This is a genomic window from Aeromicrobium sp. Root472D3 (assembly GCF_001426485.1).
Classification (GTDB): domain Bacteria; phylum Actinomycetota; class Actinomycetes; order Propionibacteriales; family Nocardioidaceae; genus Aeromicrobium.
Genome location: NZ_LMET01000001.1, coordinates 648,813 through 673,194, shown reverse-complemented (window position 1 = coordinate 673,194; position 24,382 = coordinate 648,813). Strand labels below are relative to the sequence as shown.

Annotated in this window: 25 protein-coding genes; 15 read left to right on the top strand and 10 right to left on the bottom strand. The window is 69.3% G+C overall.

Annotated elements, in window-relative coordinates; translation table 11 throughout:
* Positions 1-643: 643 nt before the first annotated feature.
* Entirely contained in the window at positions 644-3,013 is a 2,370-nt protein-coding gene (locus tag ASD10_RS03335; protein ID WP_056604627.1) for a GH92 family glycosyl hydrolase, read from the top strand.
* A 425-nt stretch (positions 3,014-3,438) separates the two neighbouring features.
* A complete protein-coding gene (locus ASD10_RS03330) occupies positions 3,439-3,726 on the top strand; it encodes a GIY-YIG nuclease family protein (protein ID WP_056604624.1) in 288 nt (95 codons plus the stop codon).
* Positions 3,727-3,992: 266 nt separating this feature from the next.
* Here the strand turns inward: ASD10_RS03330 and ASD10_RS03325 are convergent, their stop codons facing one another.
* Together ASD10_RS03325 and ASD10_RS03320 are read right to left on the bottom strand one after the other, a co-directional pair.
* Entirely contained in the window at positions 3,993-4,388 is a 396-nt protein-coding gene (locus ASD10_RS03325) for a tautomerase family protein (protein WP_056604617.1), read from the bottom strand.
* 56 nt (positions 4,389-4,444) lie between these two features.
* Positions 4,445-5,464 (bottom strand): LLM class flavin-dependent oxidoreductase, encoded by a 1,020-nt coding sequence (locus ASD10_RS03320; RefSeq protein WP_056604615.1) that lies wholly within the window; start codon positions 5,462-5,464, stop codon positions 4,445-4,447.
* A 53-nt stretch (positions 5,465-5,517) separates the two neighbouring features.
* On the opposite strand from ASD10_RS03320, the gene ASD10_RS03315 reads away from it, so the two are divergent.
* On the top strand, positions 5,518-6,276 hold the full coding sequence (locus tag ASD10_RS03315) for a nucleoside phosphorylase (RefSeq protein WP_082555996.1): 759 nt from the start codon (positions 5,518-5,520) through the stop codon (positions 6,274-6,276).
* Between the two features lie 9 nt (positions 6,277-6,285).
* On the opposite strand, the gene ASD10_RS03310 is transcribed toward ASD10_RS03315, so the two are convergent.
* A complete protein-coding gene (locus ASD10_RS03310) occupies positions 6,286-7,251 on the bottom strand; it encodes an SDR family oxidoreductase (RefSeq protein ID WP_056604613.1) in 966 nt (321 codons plus the stop codon).
* 94 nt (positions 7,252-7,345) lie between these two features.
* Here ASD10_RS03310 and ASD10_RS03305 point away from each other — a divergent pair, with 94 nt between their 5' ends.
* From ASD10_RS03305 to ASD10_RS03295, 3 genes are all read left to right on the top strand, one after another.
* Positions 7,346-8,704, top strand: coding sequence for a CDP-glycerol glycerophosphotransferase family protein (locus ASD10_RS03305; RefSeq protein ID WP_056604612.1), 1,359 nt, complete (start codon positions 7,346-7,348; stop codon positions 8,702-8,704).
* 171 nt (positions 8,705-8,875) lie between these two features.
* Positions 8,876-9,463: a hypothetical protein gene (locus ASD10_RS03300; RefSeq protein WP_157432430.1), complete on the top strand. Its 588-nt coding sequence runs from the start codon at positions 8,876-8,878 to the stop codon at positions 9,461-9,463.
* Between the two features lie 38 nt (positions 9,464-9,501).
* Positions 9,502-10,263: a hypothetical protein gene (locus ASD10_RS03295; RefSeq protein WP_056604606.1), complete on the top strand. Its 762-nt coding sequence runs from the start codon at positions 9,502-9,504 to the stop codon at positions 10,261-10,263.
* A gap of 69 nt (positions 10,264-10,332) precedes the next feature.
* On the opposite strand, the gene ASD10_RS03290 is transcribed toward ASD10_RS03295, so the two are convergent.
* From ASD10_RS03290 to ASD10_RS03280, 3 genes are all read right to left on the bottom strand, one after another.
* The gene (locus ASD10_RS03290) at positions 10,333-11,778 is read right to left on the bottom strand and encodes an MFS transporter (RefSeq protein ID WP_082555995.1); all 1,446 of its coding nucleotides are present in this window, start codon (positions 11,776-11,778) and stop codon (positions 10,333-10,335) included.
* A complete protein-coding gene (locus ASD10_RS03285; protein ID WP_056604599.1) occupies positions 11,771-13,219 on the bottom strand; it encodes an MFS transporter in 1,449 nt (482 codons plus the stop codon). Before ASD10_RS03285 ends, ASD10_RS03290 begins: the two co-directional genes overlap by 8 nt.
* A 154-nt stretch (positions 13,220-13,373) precedes the next feature.
* Entirely contained in the window at positions 13,374-13,937 is a 564-nt protein-coding gene (locus ASD10_RS03280) for a TetR/AcrR family transcriptional regulator (RefSeq protein ID WP_056604596.1), read from the bottom strand.
* Between the two features lie 89 nt (positions 13,938-14,026).
* Here ASD10_RS03280 and ASD10_RS03275 point away from each other — a divergent pair, with 89 nt between their 5' ends.
* A complete protein-coding gene (locus ASD10_RS03275; protein ID WP_056604589.1) occupies positions 14,027-14,926 on the top strand; it encodes an SDR family oxidoreductase in 900 nt (299 codons plus the stop codon).
* A 216-nt stretch (positions 14,927-15,142) separates the two neighbouring features.
* On the opposite strand, the gene ASD10_RS03270 is transcribed toward ASD10_RS03275, so the two are convergent.
* Positions 15,143-17,053, bottom strand: coding sequence for an NAD-binding protein (locus ASD10_RS03270; protein WP_082556245.1), 1,911 nt, complete (start codon positions 17,051-17,053; stop codon positions 15,143-15,145).
* A 182-nt stretch (positions 17,054-17,235) separates the two neighbouring features.
* Here ASD10_RS03270 and ASD10_RS03265 point away from each other — a divergent pair, with 182 nt between their 5' ends.
* From ASD10_RS03265 to ASD10_RS18625, 3 genes are all read left to right on the top strand, one after another.
* Complete coding sequence (locus tag ASD10_RS03265; protein WP_056604585.1) at positions 17,236-17,490, top strand: type II toxin-antitoxin system Phd/YefM family antitoxin; 255 nt, start codon at positions 17,236-17,238, stop codon at positions 17,488-17,490.
* Positions 17,487-17,912: a type II toxin-antitoxin system VapC family toxin gene (locus ASD10_RS03260; protein WP_056604582.1), complete on the top strand. Its 426-nt coding sequence runs from the start codon at positions 17,487-17,489 to the stop codon at positions 17,910-17,912. Before ASD10_RS03265 ends, ASD10_RS03260 begins: the two co-directional genes overlap by 4 nt.
* Positions 17,913-18,005: 93 nt before the next feature.
* Complete coding sequence (locus ASD10_RS18625; protein ID WP_157432429.1) at positions 18,006-18,161, top strand: hypothetical protein; 156 nt, start codon at positions 18,006-18,008, stop codon at positions 18,159-18,161.
* Between the two features lie 13 nt (positions 18,162-18,174).
* Here ASD10_RS18625 and ASD10_RS03255 read toward each other — a convergent pair whose 3' ends face one another.
* The gene (locus tag ASD10_RS03255) at positions 18,175-18,966 is read right to left on the bottom strand and encodes an MBL fold metallo-hydrolase (RefSeq protein ID WP_056604573.1); all 792 of its coding nucleotides are present in this window, start codon (positions 18,964-18,966) and stop codon (positions 18,175-18,177) included.
* Positions 18,967-19,039: 73 nt separating this feature from the next.
* Between ASD10_RS03255 and ASD10_RS03250 the strand changes: the two genes are divergently transcribed.
* The 3 genes from ASD10_RS03250 (at position 19,040) to ASD10_RS03245 (ending at position 19,698) form a co-directional block, all read left to right on the top strand.
* Positions 19,040-19,240, top strand: a complete 201-nt coding sequence (locus tag ASD10_RS03250; protein WP_235501746.1) for a hypothetical protein — start codon at positions 19,040-19,042, stop codon at positions 19,238-19,240.
* Between the two features lie 34 nt (positions 19,241-19,274).
* The gene (locus ASD10_RS18620; RefSeq protein ID WP_157432428.1) at positions 19,275-19,430 is read left to right on the top strand and encodes a hypothetical protein; all 156 of its coding nucleotides are present in this window, start codon (positions 19,275-19,277) and stop codon (positions 19,428-19,430) included.
* A gap of 73 nt (positions 19,431-19,503) precedes the next feature.
* Complete coding sequence (locus tag ASD10_RS03245) at positions 19,504-19,698, top strand: hypothetical protein (protein WP_056604568.1); 195 nt, start codon at positions 19,504-19,506, stop codon at positions 19,696-19,698.
* Between the two features lie 81 nt (positions 19,699-19,779).
* On the opposite strand, the gene ASD10_RS03240 is transcribed toward ASD10_RS03245, so the two are convergent.
* A complete protein-coding gene (locus ASD10_RS03240) occupies positions 19,780-19,962 on the bottom strand; it encodes a hypothetical protein (RefSeq protein WP_056604566.1) in 183 nt (60 codons plus the stop codon).
* A gap of 356 nt (positions 19,963-20,318) precedes the next feature.
* Complete coding sequence (locus tag ASD10_RS03235) at positions 20,319-21,491, bottom strand: nucleotide sugar dehydrogenase (RefSeq protein WP_056604565.1); 1,173 nt, start codon at positions 21,489-21,491, stop codon at positions 20,319-20,321.
* A 190-nt stretch (positions 21,492-21,681) separates the two neighbouring features.
* On the opposite strand from ASD10_RS03235, the gene ASD10_RS03230 reads away from it, so the two are divergent.
* Together ASD10_RS03230 and ASD10_RS18245 are read left to right on the top strand one after the other, a co-directional pair.
* Positions 21,682-23,241 (top strand): sugar transferase, encoded by a 1,560-nt coding sequence (locus ASD10_RS03230; RefSeq protein WP_200938118.1) that lies wholly within the window; start codon positions 21,682-21,684, stop codon positions 23,239-23,241.
* Entirely contained in the window at positions 23,242-24,363 is a 1,122-nt protein-coding gene (locus ASD10_RS18245) for a DUF1972 domain-containing protein (protein ID WP_082555994.1), read from the top strand.
* Positions 24,364-24,382: the final 19 nt, after the last annotated feature.

Below are 24,382 nucleotides of genomic sequence, written 5' to 3'. Positions count from 1 at the left end.
ACCGTGAGGGCGGAGCCCGAGGCGAACCACAGCCATCAGGCTTGCGTCATGTCGCCTCGCTCCGCTCACGCTCGGCCGCAAGCGGCCTCCCTGGCGACCGGTGCCCCCGTTCGCCAGGGAGCGAAGCGACCGTGAGGGCGAAGCCCGAGGCGAACCACAGCCATCAGGCTTGCGTCACGCCGCCTCGCTCCGCTCACGCTCGGCCGCAAGCGGCCTCCCTGGCGACCGCACACCTCGTTCGCCAGGGAGCGCAGCGACCGTGACCGCACACCTCGTTCGCCAGGGAGCGAAGCGACCGTGAGGGCGAAGCCCGAGGCGAATTACAGCGTGAAGGCTTGCGTCCCGTCGCCTCGCTTCGCTCACGGTCGGCCGCGGGCGGCCTCCCTGGCGACCGGTGCCCTCGTTCGCCAGGGAGCGAAGCGACCGTGAGGGCGGAGCCCGAGGCGAACCACAGCGATCAGGCCTGCGTCACGTCGCCGCCCCCACTCGCTAGCGCTCGCGGGAGGTACCCCCAGCTCCGCTCACGCTCGGCCGCAAGCGGCCTCCCTGGCGACCGCACACCCCCGTTCGCCCCCAGGTCTTCCGCTGGACGCTCGGACCTGCGCACACTGTCACGCAGGTGCCGACCACTATCGGGGGATCGATGAACGCACGACTGATGCTGTCCGGCGCACTGACGATGGGACTACTCGTCCCGGTCGGCCTGACCGCGCCCGCCTCCGCCGCCGCGAAGCCGGCACCCCGCGGCGACGTGGTGTCGTACGTCGACCCGCTGATCGGCAGCTCCAACGGTGGCAACACCTATCCCGGCGCGGTCCGCCCGTTCGGGATGCTGTCGTGGTCGCCGACGACGACCAAGGGCGACCAGACCGACACCGGCGCGGCCAACGGCTACCAGTACGACACGACCCGCACCCGGGGCTTCGCGCTCACCCACGTCAACGGGGCGGGCTGCCACCCCGGCGCCGCGGGCGACGTCCCGATCTTCCCGCACGTCGGGGCGGTGACGTCGTCGCCGACGGCCGACACCACGGACGCGACGTACGCCAGCGACTTCTCCCACGACGACGAGGTCGCGAAGCCGGGACGCTACTCCCTCGACCTCGCGAACGGGGCGCGGACGTCGTTCGCCGCGACGACCCGCGCCGGCGTCGGCACCATCACGTTCCCGAAGGGCAAGCAGGCGAACCTGCTGTTCCGCACGTCCAACTCGCTGAACGGCAGCGAGGACGCCACGACGCGCATCGACGTGAAGGCGCGCACCGTGACGGGGTCGGTGCTGACGGGCGGGTTCTGCGGACGGCGCGGCAACGGCGGCGGCAGCAACAAGTTCAGCTACTACCGCCTCTACTTCACGGCCCACTTCGACCGGGCCTTCACCCGCACCGGCACGTGGGTGAACGACAGCGTGCGTCCGGGCACCCGGTCCGCCGGCGGCGGCGAGGGCTACGAGAAGGGCGCCGCGCGGGCCGGACGCGGATCGGGTGGGTGGGTCGGCTTCACGAGCGGGCGTCCCGTCACGATGCGCATCGGCATCTCGTACACCAGTCAGAAGGCGGCCGAGGCCAACCTGAGGGCCGAGGTCGCGCCCCGCGCCACGGTCAAGAAGGTCGCGGCGGCCGGCACGAAGGTCTGGGACCGGCAGCTGCGCCGCATCGAGGTGGCCGGTGGGTCACGGGCGAAGCTGACGACGTTCTACACCGCGCTCTACCACTCGTTCCTGCAGCCGAACGTCACCAGCGACGTCGCCGGGACGTACCTGGGCGCCGACCGCAAGGTCCACCGCCTCAAGCGCGGGCAGAGGGCCCAGTACGGCAACTTCTCCGGCTGGGACCAGTACCGCGCCCACACCCAGCTGCTCGCGCTGCTCGAGCCACGGGTCGCCGGCGACTTCGCCCAGTCGCTGCTGAACCTGTCGCGGCAGAACGGCGGCGTGTGGGACCGGTGGGTGCACGTGAACGGCCCCACGCGGGTCATGAACGGCGACCCGAGCGCACCCACGCTGGCCGGCATCACCGCGCTCGGCGTCGACAACTTCGAGGTCAAGGCCGCGTACGACTCCCTCGTCAAGCAGGCGATCAAGCCGAACGCCGCGGGCCTGTCCGACTACGGCTGCCCCGGGCAGTGCGCCGGCATGCGTCCGAACCTCAAGGAGTACCTGCGCCTGCACTACGCACCCCAGGACGACTGCCACTGCTGGGGCGGCGCGGCCGAGACCCTCGAGGACAGCGCCGCCGACTACGGCCTCGCCCAGTGGGCCGAGCGCCTCGGCAACCGGAAGCAGGCACGGTACTTCGACGACCGCTCCGGCTGGTGGCGCAACACCTTCAACCCGGCCGCGACCCCCGGAGCCGGATACCAGCAGGCGCGCAACGCGGACGGTTCGTGGGTCGAGCCGTTCGACCCCACGAGCGACCTCGGCTTCGCGCAGGGCAGTTCCGCGACGTACACGTGGATGGTCCAGCACGACGTGCACCGGCTGTCGAGGCTCATGGGCGGCGACGCGAAGGCAGCGGCGCGACTCGACGAGTTCTTCCAGACAGGCTACGACCCCACCAACGAACCGGGCATCCACGCCCCGTGGCTCTACAACGCACTGGGCCAGCCCTGGAAGACGCAGAAGACGGTGCGCGACTACATGAACCGTGTCTACGGCACCGGTCCCGGCGGACTGCCCGGCAACGACGACCTCGGGACGATGTCGGCGTGGTACGTCTGGGGTGCGCTCGGCATGTACCCGCAGACGCCGAGCCGCGCCGAGATGCTGCTGTCGAGCCCGACGTTCCCGACGGCCTGGGTCCACCGCAAGGGCGGCCCGACCATCACGGTCAAGGCACCGGGCACCGCGGCCGGGACGGTCTACGTCCGCTCGGCCACGGTCGACGGACGCACGTGGCGTCGGTCGTGGATCCCGTCGCGGGTGCTCAACGAGGGCGGCACCGTGACCGTCCGGGTCGGCACGAAACCGACGTCGTGGGGCTCGCGCCCGCAGGACGTCCCGAAGGACCGATGACTCCTCCGCTCCAGGGAGGAGCCCGAGGCGAACCACACCGGAAAGGCTCGCGTCCCGTCGCCTCGCTTCGCTCACGCTCGGCCGCAAGCGGCCTCCCTGGCGACCGATCACCCCCGTTCGCCAGGGAGCGGAGCGACCGTGAGGGCGGAGCCCGAGGCGAACCACAGCGATCGGGCTTGCGCAGATCGCCTCGCTTCGCTCACGCTCGGCCGCGGGCGGCCTCCCTGGCGACCGAGTGGCCGTTCGCCAGGGAGCGAAGCTGGGGGTACCTCCCGCGAGCGCAGCGAGTGGGGGCCCCTGAGGGCGAAGCCCGAGGCGAACCACAGCGATCAGGCTCGCATCCCGTCGCCTCGCTTCGCTTCGCGCGCGAACCGCCTGTGGACGATCGCGTTGACCCTCCGAACCAGCGCGATCGACCATGCCGGGTGCCCTTCACCTACGTCCTTCTCTGCGCCGACAAGACCTACTACACCGGCAGCACCTGGGACCTCCTGACCAGACTTCGGCAGCACCGGTCAGGAGAAGGTGCTGCGTACACGAGCAGACGTCTGCCGGTGAGGCTCGTCTACTACGAGGAGTACGAACGGATCAACGAGGCCTTCTACCGCGAGAAGAAGATCCATGGCTGGACGCACGGCAAGAAGCGCATGCTGGTCCGAGACGGTCCGGGGGTGAGGGTCGACGACGACACCCACCTCTTCGGATCCGCGTGAGTGATGAGCCCTCGCTCGCCAGGGAGCGGAGCGAACGTGAGGGCGGAGCCCGAGGCTCATCTCAGCGTGAAGGCTTGCGTCACGTCGCCTCGCTTCGCTCACGGTCGGCCGCAGGCGGCCTCCCTGGCGACCGCATGCCCTCGTTCGCCAGGAAGCGCAGCGACCGTGAGGGCGGAGCCCGAGGCGCATCACAGCGTGAAGGCTTGGGTAGGTCGCCTCGCTTCGCTCACGGTCGGCCGCAAGCGGCCTCCCTGGCGACCGGTGGCCTAGGTGAGGTCGCCGGTGAGGAACTGGGCGGTGCCGTGCCCGAACGACCAGTCGGCGTCGCCGTTCTCGTTGATCGTGACCACGAGGTCGTTGCCGGAGATGTCGAGACGGTCCGCGAGGTTGCGCGCGAGGGCCTCGTACAGGGCGACCTTGGCCTCCTGCGTGCGTGCCTTCGACGACAGGCGGACCATGACGAGGCGGTCGCTGCGTTCGATGCCGAGCCCCGTGTCGAGGGCGACGAGCTCGAACGGCTCGTGCTGCGTCAGGATCTGGTAGCGATCTGACGCGGGCACGTCGAACGCCTCGACGACGGCGTCCTGCACCGCGTCGAGCAGGGTGCGCAGCTGGGGCTCGTCGTACTCGCCGCGGATGGTGTCGACCATGACCAGAGGCATGTCGTCGTCCTTTCGTCGTGCAGTGGGATGTCGCCCGGGGCGGGCGTGTGGCTGGGTCAGGTGCGCGGTGACCAGCCGATGGCGGGCAGGACGTGATCGGCCAGGGCCTGCAGCAGGCGGGCGTTGTAGGCGACGCCGAGCTGGTTCGGGACGGTCAGCAGCAGCGAGTCGGCCTCGCGCACCGCGACGTCCTTCGCGAGCTCCTCGGCCAGGACGTCCGGCTCGCCGACGTACGACTTGCCGAAGCGGGCGATGCCGCCGTCGAGGTGCCCGAGCTGGTCGTCGCCGGACCGCTCGCCGAAGTACGCGCGGTCCTGGGCGTCCAGGAGCGGGATGACGCTGCGGCTCACCGAGACGCGCGGCTCGCGGTCCCACCCGGCCTTCTCCCACGCGGCCCGGTAGCGCTGGATCTGCTCGAGCTGCAGCTCGTCGAACGGGACGCCCGTGTCCTCCGTCAGCAGCGTCGAGCTCATCAGGTTCATGCCCTCGCTCGCGGCCCACTCACCCGTCGCGCGGGTGCCGGCACCCCACCAGATGCGGTCGGACAGGCCGGGCGCCTGCGGCATGACGGGCAGGCGCACCGAGCGCCCGGTCATCCGCGGGTCGGAGTCGGCGACGCCGGCGCCGTCGATCGCGGCCCGGAACAGGCCGGCGTGCGCCCGCGCCATGTCGGCGTCCGACATGCCCTCGGGCGGCACGTGGCCGAACGACTCGTAGCCCTTCAGCGCGGTCTCGGGTGATCCCCGGCTGATGCCGAGCTCGAGTCGTCCGCCGCTGATGAGGTCGGCCGCGGCGGCGTCCTCGGCCATCGCGAGGGGGTTCTCGTAGCGCATGTCGATGACGCCGGTGCCGATCTCGATGCGGCTGGTGCGCGCGCCGACCGCCGCGAGCAGCGGCCACGGCGACGCGAGCTGCCGGGCGAAGTGGTGCACGCGGAAGTACGCCCCGTCGATGCCGATCTCCTCGGCCGCGACGGCGAGGTCGATCGACTGCAGCAGCACGTCGCTCGCGGTGCGGGTCTGCGAGCCGGGGACGGCCTGGTAGTGGCCGAAGGACAGGAATCCGACGTTCTTCATACAAGATTCAACCATCTCGGACGGTCAGATGTTCCCGAGGCATGATGAGGGTTATGACGGACGACATCGCGCTCACCGAGTTCGACCCCGAGCGCGCCGCGATCGTGGCGCCCTACACGGGCGGGTTCACCGACGTTCCCGACCGGGCCGTCGTGTGCTTCTTCCACGAGGTCGTCGATGCCGAGGTCGACGCGGGCCGCGCGACGTGGATCGGCTCGTTCGTCTGGGAGGACGGCGCCCACGACCTCTACCGCGTGACGCGCGACGGAGTCGACGTCGCGGTGTACGTCTCCGGCGTCGGCGCGCCCCTGGCCGGCGGGATGCTCGAGGAGTGCATCGCGGCCGGCGTCGGACGCTTCGTGGTGTGCGGCGGCGCGGGCGCCGTCGTGCCGGGCCTCGCGCTGGGCCACGTCGTGGTGCCGACGTCGGCGGTCCGCGACGAGGGCACGTCGTTCCACTACGTCCCGCCCGGCCGGACGATCGAGGCCGACGCGGCCCTCGTCGCGCGGGCCGTCGAGCTGCTCGACGAGCGCGACGTCCCCCACCTGACGGGCCGCACGTGGACGACCGACGCGATCTACCGCGAGACGCCCGACAAGATCCGCCGCCGGCGCGACGAGGGCTGCCTCGTGGTCGAGATGGAGGCGTCCGCGCTCATGGCGATCGCGCAGTTCCGCGGCGTCGACCTCGTCCAGCTGCTCTACGCGGGCGACGACGTCAGCGGCGAGGCCTGGGACCACCGTAACTGGTCGTCGTCGAGCGCCCGCCGCGACCTCTTCGAGCTGTCGCTCGAGCTCGTGACCCGGCTGTAGCCGAGGCCGTCAGAGGCCGATGCGCGACTTGAGCGCGGCGGCCTTGCGCGACACCAGCGACACGGGGTCGAACGTGCCCGACTTGTCGGAGAACGGCCCGCGGGCGCCGCGGTCGACGTCCTCGTCCTGCGGCTCGAACAGATTGGAGCCCCAGCGCGGGGCGTCCTCGTCGGTCTGCTGGCCGTCGATGCCCGTCCGCGCGAGGTACCAGTCGAGGAACGACGGCGCGAGACGGTTGCCGAGCACGGTGTACGCCGTCGCGATGCCGACCCACGTGTTGCGACGAGGGTGCTGCGCGGCCGACACGATGGCCTTGGCGACGGTCTCGGGCTCGAGGATCGGCGCGACGGGCTGCGGGTGGTCGGGCATGCGGTTGAGGTTCCAGTTGAACTGCGTCGTGTTGACGCCCGGCAGCGTCACGAGGCCGATCGTGACGTTGCTGCCCGACGCCCGCAGCTCGACCCGCACCGACTCGGTGAAGCCCTTCACGGCGTGCTTGGCCCCGCAGTACGCCGACTGCAGCGGGATCGCGCGGTGCGCCAGCGACGACGAGATGTTGACGATCGCGCCGCGGTCACGGGCGCGCATGACGCGCAGCGCCGCCCGGGTGCCGTTGACCTGGCCGTAGTAGGTGACGTCGGTCATCCGCTCGAACTCGTCGGGGGACGTCTCCCAGAACGGTGCCAGCGAGCCGACGAAGGCGTTGTTGACCCACACGTCGATCTCGCCGAGCTCGGCCTCGATGCGGTCGGTCGCCGCCTCGACGTCGTCGATCTTGGAGACGTCGACCGACAGCCCGAGGGCCGTCCCGCCGAGCTCCTCGACGTCGGCGACCGCGCCGTCGATGCCGGCCTGGCCGCGGGCGATGATCGCGACGTCGTAGCCGGCCGTGGCGAACTCGCGCACCGCCGCTCGGCCGATGCCGGCACTGCCGCCGGTGACGACGACGACGGGACGTCGGGTGGGCTCTGACATGTCTGCACGCTCCTCGGGAGGACCCTTGGCGGCCCTGCCCGTCAGGTACCCGTGGTGGGAGGGTCCCAACCGGTCGGACGGCTAGAGTCGTGGCGTGATCGTCGTCGCCCTCGTGATCCTGGCCCTCGGGCTGGCGACCGCTCCCCTCGCCCGTTCCGGTGCCGTCGCCCGTCCCCCACTGGCGGCGCACGTGCCGGGCCAGCCGATCTGGGTGCGGCAGGCACCGCCGTTCCGCTTCCGCGTGTGGGCGGTCGCAGCCGGGCTGTCGGTCGTCCTGACGCTCGTGGCGATCGTGTTCCAGCCCGTGTTCCAGGTCGCGGCGGCGTTCCTGGGGCTGGCCGTGCTGGGGCTGATCACCGCGATCTTCCGTCGCTATCGCAGCGGCTGCGCCGAGGTGCGGGCCGCGGTCGACGCGTTCGAGCCGCGCATCGCGATGCCCTACGCCGGTGTCGCGGGCCACCACATCGGCATGTGGTCGCCGTGGATCGAGCGCACCGGCATCCCGTGGGTCGTGGTGGCGCGCACGCCTGCCCTGTTCGAGCAGCTCGCGACGACGTACCCGACGACGCCGATCGTGCAGGGCACCGTCCCGCCGAGCGTGCGGGTCGCGCTCTACCCGCACGGTGCGGCGAGCAACACCGAGTTCATCGAGGCGTCCGACGCGACCCACGTGTTCCTCGGTCACGGCGACAGCGACAAGCCGATGAGCGCGTCCGAGCGGGTGCTGGCGTACGACGTCGTCGCGGTCGCGGGGCAGGCGGCGATCGACCGGTTCGCCGATGCGGGCCTGGTGGTGCCGCCCGAGCGCATCCGGGTGATCGGGCGTCCGCAGACCGAGGGCATCGACGTCGGGGCCGGGCGGATGCCGAAGCACCCGTCGGTCCTCTACGCACCCACGTGGCGGCACGCCGACGACACCCTCAACGTCTCGTCGCTCGCGGTGGCCGACCGCATCGTGCAGGCGCTGCTCGACCGCGGGTGCACCGTCGTGTTCCGCCGGCACTTCGCGGGGCAGAACCACGTCGAGGCCGAGGCGATGATCGTCCGCGTCAACGACCTGCTCGCGGCCGACGCGCGCGCCACCGGACGTCCGCACCGGTTCGGCGTCGACGCGATGGACGAGCCGCTCATCGCGACGTTCAACTCCGTCCACGCGATGGTCTCCGACATCTCGGGCATCGTGGTCGACTTCATGGCGAGCCTGAAGCCGCTGGTGATGTACGCCGCGCAGTTCGACGACGTCGAGGCGTTCCGCGCGGCGCACCCGACCGCGCGGGCCGCGTACGTCGTCGACCGCGGTCTGGCGCAGCTCGACGCCGCGCTCGACGCTGCCCTCGGCAAGGACCCTCTCGCGAGCGTCCGCCGCGAGCGGGCCGACCACTACCTCGGCCCCGACCGCGCCCACCCGGCCCAGCCGTTCATCGACCTGCTCGAGGAGCTCGCGGGCCGCTGACCTGGCGCGAATTGTTGTCACGTCGCTGACAACTTTCGCTTCAACGACGGCCAATGTTCGCTCATCGTCTTGACGAGAATGCGCCTCCCGAGCGGATCATCGCTCATGAGCGATGATCGACGGACCGGGCAAGCAACACGACACAGGGTTCCCGCAATGATGACGGGCCTCGTGAGCATCTTCGCTCTCTGCCTGCCGCTCGGATCGGCCACTGCCGCAGTCACCGACAACATGTTTCGCACGTCGAACACGTCGTGGTACTGCCACGGCGCGAGCTTGTCCGATCCCTACTACTGCCAGACCGACAACGCAGAGTTGTCCGTCTACCTCCAGAGCTCGGTCAACGCCGGTACGAAAGCGTCTGTCCGAGCGGGTCTCACGGGCAGCTATGACGCGACACACCTGAACACCGGGGAGGTGTCGTCGCCAGTCACGAGCGGCTCCGGAGAGACGGACGTCATCTACCAACAGGACTCGACCGGCCTCCCATCAAGCACCCTCGGACGGACGTGGTGCAACGACGCCACCGACATCGAACGTTGTGACCAGCACTACATCCGATTCCGCGAAGGTACCGGGATCGATCGGATGGCCGCCTGCCACGAGACGGGCCACGCTGTGGGACTCACGCACGGCGCACAGGCCTTTCCGGCGCTCGGACAGACCGACCCGCGACTTGCATGCATGGTCGCCGCGCACGACCACGACAACAAGTATCTGGGTGACAACAACTCCGACAACATCAACGCGACCTACTAGATGCGGAGCACATGATGAGGACATCTTCTGCTGCGGCCATGACCGCTCTCGCGGGAGTGCTCTGCGGGGCACTCTCGTACACCTTGCCCGCCCGGCACGGGGCGCCCGACCACGCCTCACCGACGCCGGTCGCGGCCACGAGTTCAGCCACACCCTTGACCGCCGAAGGACTCAATCTTCTCCCCAGCGAGACCCTGCGCGACTGGGTCACATACGGCGACCACGTCGTCGTGGCGAAGCTGACCTCCACCCGCGACCTGGATACGAGCGACGAGGAGAAGAAGGCGGGCGAGGGGTACATCCCGCGCCAGGTGTCCTTTGACGTCCGCAGAGTCGTGTGGTCTCGCCAGGGCGCGCCCGACGCCCCCGCTCGCGTCGCCCTCGGACTGGATGGGTCAGTTTTCGACGCGACGTCAACCGCTCCCCTACGGATGGAGGGGCAACCTGCGCTCGACAAGGTAGGGACGGAGTACGTGATGGTGCTGACCAAGCTTCGTGCCAGCGCGTACACCAGCGTGCCCGGATGGGTTGCCTTGAGCCCTGACTCGATCGTTCCCATCTCGCCCAGCGATCCCACCACGGTCACGGCGGGCGCGGGGCAGCGCGTCAGCTCTGCTGTATCCGCAGTCCAGGGCAGGACAGTGGACCGAGTGGCCTCGCTTCTCGCTCACACCGAGGCCGATCCCTTCGCAGTTCCATACATGGCCGAGCCCCCTGACGAGCGCGCCCAGCTGGCGATCCGCGCCCGCCGAGACTCGGCGGAGGTCCGCGTCGAGCGCGCGCCCGGCGAGAAGCCGTAGGACGTCGCCTACGCCCCATCGGGGACGTCATCACATCGGTACCTGCGTCACCGCATCGGTGATGACGTCCTAGGCGCCCACCGCGGACGTCATCACTTCAGTACGTACGGTGCCGCTTCCGTGATGACGTCCGGGCACCCGCGGGATCAGCAGCGCGAGCCCGACGGCGACGATCGCCGCCACCGACAGCACGAGGAAGCCGTCGCGGTAGCCCGCCTCGAGCGGGAAGCCGCCGGCCCCGGTGCGGGCCGTGATGACGCCGCCCATCATGGCGGTGCCGATCGAGCCGCCGATCAGCCGGATGTTGGCGTTCATGCCGCTGGCGACCCCGGTCTGGTGCGACGGCACGGACGCCAGCACGACGCCCGCCATGCTCGACACGATGCAGCCGATCCCGATGCCCTGCAGCACCATGAGCGAGCTGATGTGCCACAGCTCGTCGTGGAACAGCGCGATGCCGCCGAAGGCCAGGGCGTTGGCCGCGGCGCCGATGCTGATGACCCGACGGGCGGTGAGCCGCCGCACGAGCCGCGGTGCGACGAACCCCATCACGAACGCGGACGCCGACGACGGCAGCAGCACCCAGCCCGACTGCGAGATCGTCTCGCCGAAGCCGTAGCCGGACGACGTGGGGGTCTGCAGCAGCTGGGGCAGGAAGCCAAGCGACGCGAACGTCCCGAAGCCGGCGACGAAGGCGACGACGTTCGCCGTCCAGACACCCCGCTCGCGCATCAGGTCGAGGTCGATGAGGGGGACGGCGGCCCGTCGCTCGGACGCGATCCAGCCCACGAAGAACACCGCGGCGGCGGCGAGCAGCCCGAGGATCGTCGCGGACGTCCACCCCCGGTCGTTGCCCTCGCTGACCGCGAGCAGCAGCGCGACGAGCCACCCCGACAGCAGCAGGGCCGGCAGGACGCTGATGCGTCCGCTCGCGGTGACGGGCGATCGGGGCACGAACAGGACGGCGCCCACCGCGGCCAGGGCCGTCGCGATGGCCGGCAGCCAGAACAGCCACGGGTAGCCGAGCCCGTCGACGATGGGCCCGGCCAGCACGATGCCGATGCCGAAGGCGGCCGACACGAGCGAGGCGAGCAGGCCGACGGCCGTCCCCGACCGCTCGGGCGAGACCTCGTCGCGGACGATGCCGAACGACAGCGGCAGCACGCCGCCGCCGAGCCCCTGCACCACGCGGGCGACGATCATCCACTCGATGCTGGGCGCCACGGCGGCCATGGCCGAGCCGATCGCGAGCAGTGTCAGCGTCACGACCAGCATCCGCTGCTTGCCGACGGCGTCCCCGATGCGCCCGATCAGCGGGGTCGCGACGGCGGCCGACAGCAGGTACGCGGTCAGCACCCACGTGACGGTCGACTGGTCGGTGTCGAAGCGGTCCTGCACCTCGGTGAGCACCGGGACGATCAGCGACTGCAGGAGCCCGAACGCGCCCGTGCCGACCGCCAGCACCGCGACGGTCGACCGGGCTCCTGCAGGACGGTTCACGGAGGGGTCAGGCACCCATGACCGCGAGCTCGCGGTCGAGGCGCTCCTGCTCGAGCTTGTCCTCGATGGCCTGCTCCGACATCGACGGGATCATGAGCCCGGCGATCGCGGCGGCGAGCAGCGCGCCACCCAGCACGACGAAGCCGGCGGTGTAGCCGATCTCCTTCGGGAAGCCGCTGGGCAGGAAGTGCGCCGTGACGATGCTGGCCATGACGGCCGTGCCGATCGATCCGCCGATGGTGCGGATGTTGGCGTTCATGCCGCTGGCCACACCGGTCTGCTCGGGGGTGACGGCGGCGACGATGAGGCCGGCGAGGCACGCGAACGCCAGGCCGATGCCGGTGCCGGTGACGGCGTTGGACGCCGCGACCTGCCACGGCTCGGCGTGCCAGACGGCCATCATGAACATGCCGACGGCGCCGAGCACCGAGCCGACGACGACGACGGTCTTGGGGCCGATGCGGCGGGCGATGGGCGCCGCGACGAGGCCCGTCAGGAACGTCATGATCGCGGACGGCAGCAGGATCAGGCCCGACTCGGTGATCGACGAGCCGAAGCCGTAGCCGTTGGCGCTGGGCGTCTGGTTGAACTGCGGGATGAAGCCGAACGACGCGTACATGCCGACGCCGAGCAGCAGGGCGACGAGGTTGGTCGTCCAGACGCCGGGCAGGCGCATCATCTTCATGTCGATGAGGGGGACGTCGACGACGAGCTCGGTGCGGATCCATGCGCCGAGCAGGACGATGGCGGCGACCAGCAGGACGACGGTCTTGACGTCGCCCCAGCCCCACTCGGGGGCTTGGCTGAGGGCCAGCAGCAGCGCGACGAGCCAGGCCGACAGCAGCACGGCGGGCAGGATCGCGATGCGTCCGGGGGTGCGGACGGGCGACTCGGGCACGACGACCGCGGCGACGACGGCGGCGACGGCCGTGACGATGAACGGCAGCCAGAACAGCCAGCGGAACCCGAGGGCGTCGACGATCGGACCGGCCAGCACGATGCCGGCCCCGAAGCCGACCGCGAGCAGCGACGAGACGACGCTGACGGCGCCGCCGATCTTCTCCTTCGGGAACTCGTCGCGGATGATGCCGAAGGCCAGCGGCAGCACGCCGCCGCCGACGCCCTGGACGACGCGGGCGGCGATCAGCAGGCCGATCGACGGGGCCAGCGCGGCGCCGAGCGAGCCGATCGCGAGGGCGGCGAGGGAGATGACGAGCAGCCGCTGCTTGCCGTAGGCGTCGCCGAGCCGACCCATGATCGGGGTGAACACCGAGGCCGACAGCAGGTAGCCGGTGAGCAGCCAGGTGACGGTGTTCTGGTCGGTGTTGAACTCGGTCTCGAGCTCGGTGAGGACGGGGATCGTCAGCGACTGCATCAGCGTGTAGGACGCGACGGAGACGGCGAGGACGGCGAACGTCACCCAGTAGTGGGTGCGGCGGACGGCAGAGGAGGACACAGAAGAACTTTCACGATCAGGAGGGCGACAAGAGAGCGCGTGAGCAAGCACGCGGAAGGCGATTGCTTGCTGCAACCATCTTACGGGCGGTCCTGTTCCCGATCCCACCGAACGTGGGCGGCCTCACGCTCGACCGCGCTCCAGGCGCGGACGCTCAGCGGTGGCCGGCGACGTCCGCCAGCTCGGCCAGCACGACCCGCACCATGGGTGCCAGCCGCTCGGACCTCGGCCCGACGGCCCAGCGCTCGTACGCCAGCCGGAAGGCCAGCACGCCGAGCTCGGCGGCGACGACCGCGGTGGACGTCGGGACGTCCCTGGCGCGCAGCCCGTCGGCGAGCGCCACCGCCAGGACTCCCATCTTGGCGAGCTCGCGCTCGCGCAGGTCGGCGTGCTCGGCGACGATGCGCGCGCGGTCGCGCGACCAGTCGGGGCTGGACGTGATCGCGTCGCAGGCGTCCTCGACGGCCAGGGTGACGACCTCGATGGGGGCGAGGTCGGACGGCGCGGACGCGACGACGTCGGACATCCGCCCGCTCAGCATGTCGCCGGCGAACAGCACCTCGCGCTTGTCGGTGAAGTGGCGGAAGAAGGTGCGCTCGGTGAGACCGGCGCGCGCCGCGATGTCGGCGACGGTGGTGCGGTCGAAGCCCTGCTCGATGAACAGGGTGCGGGCGGCCTCGGCCAGGCGGCCCTTCGCATCCGGATCCCATCGGCTCATGCGTCGATCCTAGGCGATGACAGTTCCTGACATCACCTGCTACCGTTCATGTCAGTCACTGACATCACTTCGTCCACCCAAGGAATCCCATGCGCATCTTCGTCACCGGAGCATCCGGCTTCATCGGCTCCGCCGTCCTCCCCGAGCTCGTCGCCGCCGGCCACCAGGTCACCGGCCTGGCCCGCAGCGACGCGTCCGCCGCCACCGTCACGTCCCTCGGCGCGCAGGTCGTCCGCGGCTCGCTCGACGACCTCGACGTCCTGCGGTCGGCCGCTGCCGACGCCGACGCGGTCGTCCACCTCGCGTTCAAGCACGACCTGGCCTTCTCGGGCGGGTTCGCCGAGGCGGCCGAGGCCGACCGCGTCGCGATCGAGGCCCTCGGCACCTCCGTGGGCGGCGACGACCCGACGCTCGTCGTCGCGGCCGGTCTCGCCGGCCTGTCACCCGGCCGCGTGGCGACCGAGGCGGACGTCGCCCTGCCCGAGGGTCACACCGCACCTCGCGTCGCCAACACCGCCGCCGCCCTGGCGTTCGCCGATCGCGGCGTGCGGGCGTCCATCGTGCGACTCTCGCCCAGCGTCCACGGCGAGGGTGACGGGGCCTTCGTCGCGACGCTGGCCCAGGTCGCCCGCGACCGGGGCTTCGCCGGCTACGTGGGCGACGGCGGCAACCGGTGGCCGGCCGTGCACCGCTCCGACGCCGCGACCCTGTTCCGGCTCGCGGTCGAGAAGGCCGCCCCCGGGTCGGTGCTGCACGGCAGCGCCGAGGAGGGCGTGGCCATCCGCGACCTCGCCGAGGCCTTGGGCCGCCGTCTCGGCCTGCCCGCACGGTCGGTCTCGCCGGACGACGCCGCCGCGCACTTCGGCTGGCTGGGTCGCCTCGTCGGCATGGACATCCCCGCGTCGAGCGCCGTCACCCGCGAGACGCTCGGCTGGACGCCCACCGGCCCGACGCTGCTCGACGACGTCGAGGCGGGCCACTACGGCTGAGCCGCCCCGATGCAGGACGTCCCCGGAGTCGCGCGACTCCGGGGACGTCGGCGCATCTGGGACTCCCTCCCTGAAACACGCCTGCGACGGTGCCGTCGTGGCGGCCGGGGAGACGGCCAGGTCACGCGCCGCCGAGGGGCCCAGCGGCCGGCACCCATCGCACGTCCTAACCTACCGCGCACACCTCACGCCCGGTCGGGGAAGCGCGACGTCGCCTCAGTCCTCCGCGAGCACCACGACCCGGTCGGCCGGCAGGACGCCGAACCGCGCCGACTTGGCCGGGTTGACGTACACGCCGAAGCTCGCGTCGGCGTCGTCCGCCTCGGACGAGACGCGGTAGCCGAGCGCGGTCTCGCCGCGGCGCGCGGCCGAGGCGACGACCGTCGCGTAGGTGACCGGCTCGCCCTCGAGCACGTAGTCGCGCGCGGGCCGCAGGTAGATCTCGGCACCGTCGGCGTCTAGCAGGTCCTGGAAGACCGCCTCGAGCCGCTCGTTCTCCGACAGCTGCGACAGGATCAGGCTGAGGATCTCGTCGCTGACGATGACGTCGTCGACGTGCGCGACCTGGGCGAGGGCCCGGTTGCGGTCGTCCAGCATCTCGCTGACGACGGACGGCCGCTCGCCCTTGGCGCGGTCGCCGACCATCTCGCGCAGGTGCAGCAGCGTCACGAGGGTGCGGGCGTCGGCGCGCTGCACGGGCAGCTCGTCGGAGTAGCAGAGCACGATGATCTGGTCGTACTGGCGGACGTCGAAGCGGTCGAGGGTCGCCCGGTCGGACGTCCGCCCGCGCGTGACGGTGACCGACAGGTTGGCCAGCGTCGGGACGTCCGGGGTGCCGAGCTCGGTGAGGATCTCGAGCGTCGAGCCCTCCTGCGCGTACTCGTCGAGCTCGCGGACGACCGTGGCGGCGCGCTCGTTCCAGCCGAGCATCAGCACCTTCGACGGCGCCTCGGGCTCGACGGGGGCGGTGTTGATGCGCGACTCGTCGACGGCCGCGGTGCTGCGGGCGGCGCTCGCCAGCACCGAGTCGTCCTCGGCGACGACGACCAGCTCGCTGCCGCCGACGACGGTGTCCATCGCGGGGTTGAGCTCGACGTAGCCGTCGGGCGACACGAGCCCGATGACGGACGCCGACTCGTACGCGGCGACCGCCTCGCCGAAGGTGCTGCCCGACAGCGACGCGTCGGAGTGGAAGTAGATCTCGTCGCCGTCGAAGTCGAACAGCTCGGTGTAGACGGCGGCGGCGCCCGACTGGCGGGACGTCTGGACGATCAGGCGGGCGATGGTCTCGCGCTTGTCGACGATGACGGTGCGGTCGCCGCCGACGAGGCGGGCGGCCTCGAGGTTCTGCGGGTCCTGGATCTCGGCGACGATGTGCGGCCCGTCGCCGTCGTGGGTCAGGGCGAGCAGGGTCTTGATGACCTCGCTGTCGGGCTCGTCGCCGCCGGGCGACAGGACGATGATCGAGCGGGCCAGCGAGTGGTTGCTGAGGGCGAGGTCGCCGAGGTCGAGGGCCGAGCCGGTGCGGCAGACGACGCGGGTGCCGCGCAGGTCGTCGAGCTTCTCGCGGATCTGCTCCTCCATGTCGACCTTGTCCTGCTCGGCGAGGATCACGATCGCCGGACGCTTGCGGCTCTCGTTGGCGATCGACAGCTCGCGGACGATCGCGAACACGGAGTCGGACCAGCCGAGGATGACGGTGTGGTCGCGCTCGATGACCAGTGACCGTCCGCGGCGCAGCTCGGCGAGCTTGTCGTCGATGCCGGTGGCGATGACGCCGATCAGGGCGCTGACGATGAACAGGCCGGCCACGGTCAGCACCAGCATCGTCGCGATGAACCGCCACGAGCCGGAGTCGCCGGCGACGGTGCCGGGGTCGAGCGCGTGGAACAGCGTCGCGAGCATCTGCCCGAAGAAGCCGCCCTTGGCGTTGGGCGACCCGGGCTCCATACCGGTGACCTGCACGATGACCGTGAACACGATGATCAGCGCGAGCGTCACGACGGCGAGCCATGCCACCAGCGCGGACGTGCCGCGGGCCATCGTGGCGTCGAACCAGTAGCGCAGCTTCGCCCCGCGCGACGGTTCCGGACGGGCTCTGCCCTGCTTGGTGTTCGTCGTCTTCATGCGCTTGACGGTGCGCTGACGCATCTGTCGTCCGGTCTGTCCCACTGCATGCCCCTTGAGCCTGTCGACCCCCGACACGACATCTTGGCGGAAGGGCGGGTGTCCCGTGTGGAAATCGTCAATCCCGTCCTGGGCGATGTAGATACACTCGACTGGTCAGTTGTGTACACAAAGGAGCAGGCATGGACGTCGGCATCCGAGAGCTTCGCAACTCTCTCAGCGAGCAGCTTGCCCTGGTGAGGGACGGCCACACCGTCACCATCACGTCCCACGGCAAGCCGGTGGCCCGCATCGTCCCGGTCGATCAACCCACGAAGCTCGAGCAGCTGCGGGCCGCGGGGCACGTCCGCGAGCCCCACCGGAGCAAGCGGGTCGCACAGGCACCCCTGCAGACGGCCGGGACGGTGTCCGACCTGCTGGACGAGCAGCGTCGTTGATCGCCTACCTCGACACGTCGGTCCTGGTCCCGCTGCTGATCGCCGAGCCGTCCAGCCCCGCGTGCGCCGCGCTGTGGGACACCGCCGACGACGTGGTGACGAGCCAGCTGGCCTACGTCGAGGGCGCAGCCGCCTTGGCCGCGGCTCGACACGCCGGACGCATCACCCGTTCCGACCACCGGGCCGCTGTCGCCCGCCTCGACGACGTCTGGTCGCAGATCTCCGTCGTGCCGGTCGACGAGACGTTGGTCGCCCACGCTGCTCGCCTGTCCGACACCCAGGCCCTCCGCGGCTACGACGCCGTCCACTGCGCCAGCGCGGTCGCGGTGTCCGACGTCGACATGGTCGCGGCCGCGGGCGATCGCCGACTGCTCGACGCCTGGCACGATCTCGGACTCGCGACCGTCGACGTCACTCGCTGAGTCGCGGCACCTCGAGTGGCTCATAACCTCGTCCTGTGGCGCCGCCGCCCCGTCGATGGCCTACCGTAAGCAGTAGTCACCGGAGGGAATCCCATGTCGTACGAAGCTGAGAAGAAGCGCCTCATCGAGGAGTTCGAGACCGTCGTGGGCACCATTCGTCAGGACTGGGGCCTGAAGGACAAGAAGCAGACGCTCGACGCGAAGCCCTCCTCGTCCTCGACGACGCCCCGCGCCGCCGGCCGCCACTGACGTTCCGACGTCGCTAGGCACTCCCAGCGACGTCGTCGAAGATCCTCGGGTCGTGCGCCGGGACGACCGTGACCCCGTCCGTCGCGTTCAGCTGACGCAGCGTGTGGTGGTTGCGGGCGATCGCAGCCCGGTCGCGGCCCACCGCCTGCTCGAACGCCCGCAGCTTCCGCATCGGCTGGAGGGGCTGTCCCGACGGCGTCGTGTCCGCGTACGAGGCGGCGTCGAAGACCGCGTCGCCGGCGTGGACGACCAGACCCCGCTCCCCCGCGTCGACGGCGACCGCCGCGTGCCCGCGCGAGTGCCCCGGCATGGGGACGAGCGTGATGCCGGGCAGCACCTCGTGGCCGGTCAGCCCCGCCATCCAGGTGTCGCCGCGGCCACCGTGCAGTTGCCAGGCGGGCCCGTGCGCCCACTGCGCCGGACGGTAGCGACGGCGGTCGAGCGCATCGGGCGCGGTGACCGCGGCGGCGTGCTCGTCGGCGGTCGTGTGGACGGTCGCGGCCGGGAAGTCGGACAGGCCGCCGATGTGGTCGAAGTCGAGGTGCGTCACCACGACGTGGACGACGTCGGTGGCGTCGAAGCCCATCGCCTGCAGCTGCAGCACGGCCGAGGCGGCCGGCGTCGACGCGACCTTCAGCAGGTGCCGTGCCGGGCCCATGCGCCGCGGATCGGCGTAGTCGCCGAGCCCGAGCCCCGTGTCGACGAGCACGAGACCGTCGTCGGTCTCGCACAGCAGGACGTGGCAGACGATCGTGCCGGTGAGCGGTGGGGTGAACGTTCCGCAGCTGAGGTGGTGGACTCGCATCCCCTCATCCTCCCTGCAACATGGTCCTTTCGGGCCATTCAGCGCGGGCACGATAGGAGATACCGTGTCTCGTGTGTTTCACATGCTGTTGGTGACGGTCGCCGTCATCTGGGGAGTCAGCGCCGTCGTGGTCGTCGCGATCTTCGCCGTCGACGAGCGAGCGTTCCGTCGGCTCGCGACGGAGCAGGCGCCGCACGACCGGTCGGCCGATGCGGACGTCCGACACGCCCCCCACGCCCCCGCGCGACAGCTCGCCGCCAGCACCGCCGGCTGACCGTCCTGACCCGGCACCCCGGTAGCCTCAGGTGGTGACAGTCCTGGTCGTGAGCCTCGCGGTCGTGGCCCTCGTCGCGTTCGTCGTCCTGCTGGCCGCACTGCGCGCCGGCTCGTCCGACCCCGGCTTCCACGCCGGCTCGACGGGCTCGAAGCCCGTCGACGACGATGACGAGAACCGCGCCGCCTGATCGGCCTGCGCAGTTGACCCGACCGATGTGACACGTTCACTCCTCTGACACATGCGGTCAGTAGGTTCGCCGCATGAGTGAGCTCTTCGTCGTGCTCGCTGCTGTCTGGGGGGTCAGTGGCGCGGTCGTCACCGTCATCGTGGTGCTCGACGAGCGCTCGCACCGTCGCAGGGGCTCAGCCGAGCCGCTGCATGACGTCGCCATCCGCCCGGCCGCCGCTGCAGCCCGTTCGAAGGTGCCCGCCCATGGCGATCGCGCACTCGCTTAGACGGTTCCGTCGCAGGGTCCGCTGCAAGGTCAAGTACGGCAGCGCCTGCCCGCACAGTCCGAAGCACCGCTGACAGCAGGTTCAAGCGGCGATCGAGTCGCGGCGTTGGCTGAACGTCTCGAACCGCTCGGCGAGGTCGACCATGCGCGCGGCTTGGTTGTCGTCGTCGGAGCGGCGCTCCCGCACGTAGTGCGCGAACAGCGCCGCGACCACGAGGACATTGACGCCCACGATCACCAGCGTCACCCACAGCACCGTTTCCATGACGTCTTCAACGACATTGAGCGGGAGAGGTAACGCCTGCCGTTCATCGGACTGGCCAAATTACGAGCGGCGCAGTGATATTGCCCCGCGTCATGACTTCGGAGTTCCCGCCTCTACCGATACATGAACCTACGGATGCTCCCGAGCGCTTTCGCCGCGCTTGTCCTAGGCATTTCATTCATGATCTGCCTCGCTGTGGTCGAGATCAGTCGAATCGCGGTGGTTCTTCCTGCTCGCCGACTGATGAGCACTCTGCATGACCAGCGCTCGAGTCGACCGACCAAGCCGCTCGTCAGCGGCAAACGACACCTCACCTCGCACTAGACGCAACGCGGAGTACATCCCGCCTTCGTGCGTCAGTCGGAGCCGAACAGGTCGCGCGTGTAGACGCGCTCGCGGACGTCCTCGAGCTCGTCGACGCGGCGGTTGGCCACGATGACGTCCGAGACCTTCTTGAACTCGTCGAGGTCGCGGATGACCCGGGAGTGGAAGAACTCGTCCTCGGCCAGCTCGGGCTCGTAGAGGACGACCTGAATGCCCTTGGCCTTGAGTCGCTTCATGATGCCCTGCACGCTGCTGGCCCTGAAGTTGTCGGAGCCCGACTTCATGATCAGCCGGTGGATGCCGACGACCCGCGGGTTGCGGCTGAGGATGTCGGTGGCGATGAAGTCCTTGCGCGTGCTGTTGGCGTCGACGATCGCGCTGATCAGCGTCTGCGGCACGTCTTGGTAGTTCGCCAGCAGCTGCTTGGTGTCCTTCGGCAGGCAGTAGCCGCCGTAGCCGAACGACGGGTTGTTGTAGTGCGTGCCGATGCGCGGGTCGAGGCCGACGCCGTCGATGATCTGACGTGACGACAGGCCGTGGCTGATCGCGAAGGAGTCGAGCTCGTTGAAGTAGGCCACGCGCATCGCCAGGTAGGTGTTGGCGAACAGCTTGATCGCCTCGGCCTCGGTGGGCTCGGTCAGCAGGACGGGGCAGCCCTTCTCGGCCGCCCCCTCCATCAGCAGGTCGGCGAAGCGCTGCGCGCGGTCGCTCCGCTCACCGACGACGATGCGCGACGGGTGCAGGTTGTCGTAGAGCGCCTTGCCCTCACGCAGGAACTCCGGCGAGAACAGCACGTTCTCGGTGGCGAGCCGCTTGCGGACGTCGAGCACGAAGCCGACGGGGATCGTCGACTTGATGACCATCGTCGCGTCGGGCGCCAGCTTCACGACGTCGGCGATGACGCTCTCGACGGTGCGGGTGTTGAAGTAGTTGGTCTGCTCGTCGTAGTCGGTCGGCGTCGCGATGACGACGAACTCGGCGTCGGCGTAGGCCGTCGCGGGGTCGTTCGTGAACGTCAGGTCAAGGTCATCGCGACCGAGGAACTGCTCGATCTCGGCGTCGTGGATGGGGCTCCTGCGCTGCTCGAGCAGGCGCAGCTTGCCCTCGTCGATCTCGAGGCCGACGACCTCATTGCTCTGCGACAGCAGCACAGCGATGGACAGCCCGACGTAGCCGAGCCCGACAACAGCGATCTTGGTGCTCACCCCGCCAGCCTAGGGCCTGGGCCGAAGTTGCCTACGCAACGCGTCTCCGCAACTCGAAAGAGACACGAATCACCCAGACAGCACGTAACCATCTGGTGAACAAGGGTCCTACGGCCCTCATCCACCCGTAAGGTGACCCTGGGAGCACGGGGGAATCTCCAGGGTGGGTTCAAGGCTTGAGGGGGGCAGCATGACTGATCATTCGCGCGGTTTCAAGACGCTTCAGAGCCGTACACCCGGAGAGACGTACATGACCGTGACGTCCATCCCCTCCGGCCCCGAAGTACCCGCCTCCGCCAGCGAGCTCAACCCTCGGGAGAGCTCGTGGCAAAGCGGGTACGCCAGCCGCCTTCGGGTGACCGACGCGCTTGTGCTGATATTTGCGACAGCGACTGCCGGGGTGCTGCGTTTTGGAGCAGACGCATCCAATTCCATCAACCTTGGTAGTTATCCGACGTCCTACATGATGCTTGGCATCTTCGTAGCCACGCTCTGGTGGGTGGCTCTCACCATCTCGGGCTCGCGCGACCAACGCATCGTGGGTCACGGCGCCGAGGAATACACCCGCGTCGCCAAAACGACCGTCTCGGTGTTCGGTATGGTTGCCATCTTCTCGTTGCTATTCAAGCTAGATGCTTCTCGCGGTTACCTCGCCATTGCATTTCCTCTCGGCCTCGTTGGACTCCTCGCCGCCCGCAAATCGTGGCGCAACTGGTTAGGCCGGGAGCGCGCACGCGGACGCGCGCATTCGCGCGTCTTGGTCGTAGGCGGGGTCCGATCGGCCAAGCGTATCGCCGAGGGGTTCATCGCAGGCGACGCAGATGGGTACCGGGTTACCGGCGTCTGGGTGCCTGATCGCCAAGGCGCTCGAAACGAGTGGCTCGACGTCCCTACTGCTTTCATCCCTGTCATGGGGACTCAGCGATCCCTCGTCGGAGCCCTGTCGATTTCCGAAGCCGACACCGTCATCGTCACCGACACCGAACACCTGGGGCACGACGGCCTTAAGGATCTCGCATGGCAGCTTGAAGGTGCCGCGATCGACCTCATGGTTTCGCCGAACGTGTTTGATGTGGCGGGGCCCCGCATCCACGTTCGCGGCGTCTCCAACATGCCGTTCATCCACTTGGAGCGCCCCACCTACGCCGGCGCTGCGAAGTTCGCGAAGTCAGCCTTCGATAAGACATTTGCTCTACTCTTCCTCGTCACCATGCTGCCGTTGCTGCTCGCTATCGCCGTTGCGGTGAAGCTCGACAGCCCCGGGGCCGTTCTTTACCGAAGCGAGCGCATCGGGGTTGGAGGTAGGCCGTTCTTCATGCTGAAGTTTCGGTCGATGGCCGAAGGCGCCGATCGCCAGGTGGCCGATCTGTCCGCGAGGAACGAGGGCTCTGGCCCCCTCTTCAAGATGAGGTCGGACCCCCGCGTCACACGGGTCGGCCGATTTCTGCGCCGCTACTCGTTAGACGAGCTCCCGCAGTTCATCAACGTCCTCCGCGGCGATATGAGCGTCGTCGGACCCCGCCCCCCTCTGGGCCGCGAGGTGGAGCAGTACAACGGAGCGACCCAGCGCCGCCTCCTAGTCAAACAGGGCATTACCGGTCTGTGGCAGATCAGTGGGCGTTCCGACCTCACGTGGGAGGAGACCGTTCGACTCGACCTCGACTACGTCGAGAACTGGTCAATGTTGCGAGACCTGCAGATCGTGTGGCGGACCTTGAAGGCGGTTACAAGAAGTGAAGGGGCCTACTGAATGACGCGCCAGCACGGCAAAGCTGCGCCACGATCAGTGGCGATTGTCGGAACCCGCGGGTACCCCAGTTACTACGGAGGATTTGAGACGGCAGTGAGAAGGTTGGCTCCGTTCTTGGCTGACAACAACTGGAACGTCGTCGTTTATGGCCGCCCTGGAGCAACCCGGAACGATGACCCTTCAACCCACCCCTCAGTACAGACAGTCGAGACGCGGGGGATCAGTAGCAACTCGTTAAGCACGCTCTCCTTCGGTCTTACGTCGGTGATCCACGCGGTAAGACACAAGCCCGATGTAACACTCGTTATGAATGTCGCTAACGGATTTTGGCTACCTCTTCTGAAACTTCGTGGCATTCGCACTGTCGTGAATGTTGACGGCATCGAATGGCACAGAGCTAAATGGGGGCGGCTCGCTAAAGCCGTATTCAGGTGGGGGGCGCGACTCACCGCCAAGCACGCCGACCATCTCGTCTTCGATGCGAGAGCCATTCAAGATTTCTGGCTGCGGGAGTTCGGACGGGACGGGACGTTCATCCCGTACGGCGGAGACCCCGTGCCGGACCTCCCCGTCGAATCGGGGCTGTCCTCTGGAAAGTACGTCCTCATGGTCGCTCGGTTCGTCCCTGAGAACACTGTCAGCGAGTTCTTCAAGGCATCAGTGGGCCTAGCAGAGAGTGGAATTGACGTAGTCATCGTTGGATCGTCAGGGTCGGATGGCGGACCGCTCGATGACCAGGCTAGAGAACTCGACGCAGCATTTCCTACGATCCACTGGCTAGGACACCTAAGCGACGACCAACGACTGTTTTCTCTTTGGCAGCATGCAGGCGCCTATTTCCACGGCCACAGCGTCGGAGGAACTAACCCCGCGCTCGTTCAGGCAATGGCTGCGGGTGCTCCCGTCGTCGCACGCGACACCGTGTACAACCGTGAAGTGCTAGGCGACACCGGCATCTTCTGCGAACCGTCGGCGAACGACATCGCACGGAGCATTCGCGACATGCTCGACAATCCTGGCGACGCAAGTGTGAAAGCGGTGGAGCGTTCGCGTCTGCACTATGGCTGGGACGGCGTCTGCGCCGACTACGAGACACTTCTTAAGTCCGATGCACTCAGCTAGCAAGGCCGCGACAACGTCC

Excerpts from the sequence above, each read along its gene's own strand:
- ASD10_RS03275 (WP_056604589.1), top strand. The coding sequence starts at position 14,027 with ATGCGCATCTTCGTCACCGGAGCATCCGGCTTCATCGGCTCCGCCGTC.
- ASD10_RS03245 (WP_056604568.1), top strand. The coding sequence starts at position 19,504 with ATGAGTGAGCTCTTCGTCGTGCTCGCTGCTGTCTGGGGGGTCAGTGGC.
- ASD10_RS18245 (WP_082555994.1), top strand. The coding sequence starts at position 23,242 with ATGACGCGCCAGCACGGCAAAGCTGCGCCACGATCAGTGGCGATTGTC.
- ASD10_RS03335 (WP_056604627.1), top strand. The coding sequence starts at position 644 with ATGAACGCACGACTGATGCTGTCCGGCGCACTGACGATGGGACTACTC.
- ASD10_RS03310 (WP_056604613.1), bottom strand. The coding sequence starts at position 7,251 with ATGTCAGAGCCCACCCGACGTCCCGTCGTCGTCGTCACCGGCGGCAGT.
- ASD10_RS03280 (WP_056604596.1), bottom strand. The coding sequence starts at position 13,937 with ATGAGCCGATGGGATCCGGATGCGAAGGGCCGCCTGGCCGAGGCCGCC.
- ASD10_RS03320 (WP_056604615.1), bottom strand. The coding sequence starts at position 5,464 with ATGAAGAACGTCGGATTCCTGTCCTTCGGCCACTACCAGGCCGTCCCC.
- ASD10_RS03295 (WP_056604606.1), top strand. The coding sequence starts at position 9,502 with ATGACCGCTCTCGCGGGAGTGCTCTGCGGGGCACTCTCGTACACCTTG.
- ASD10_RS03325 (WP_056604617.1), bottom strand. The coding sequence starts at position 4,388 with ATGCCTCTGGTCATGGTCGACACCATCCGCGGCGAGTACGACGAGCCC.
- ASD10_RS03240 (WP_056604566.1), bottom strand. The coding sequence starts at position 19,962 with ATGGAAACGGTGCTGTGGGTGACGCTGGTGATCGTGGGCGTCAATGTC.
- ASD10_RS03265 (WP_056604585.1), top strand. The coding sequence starts at position 17,236 with ATGGACGTCGGCATCCGAGAGCTTCGCAACTCTCTCAGCGAGCAGCTT.
- ASD10_RS18625 (WP_157432429.1), top strand. The coding sequence starts at position 18,006 with ATGTCGTACGAAGCTGAGAAGAAGCGCCTCATCGAGGAGTTCGAGACC.
- ASD10_RS03230 (WP_200938118.1), top strand. The coding sequence starts at position 21,682 with ATGACTGATCATTCGCGCGGTTTCAAGACGCTTCAGAGCCGTACACCC.
- ASD10_RS03255 (WP_056604573.1), bottom strand. The coding sequence starts at position 18,966 with ATGCGAGTCCACCACCTCAGCTGCGGAACGTTCACCCCACCGCTCACC.
- ASD10_RS03315 (WP_082555996.1), top strand. The coding sequence starts at position 5,518 with ATGACGGACGACATCGCGCTCACCGAGTTCGACCCCGAGCGCGCCGCG.
- ASD10_RS03270 (WP_082556245.1), bottom strand. The coding sequence starts at position 17,053 with ATGAAGACGACGAACACCAAGCAGGGCAGAGCCCGTCCGGAACCGTCG.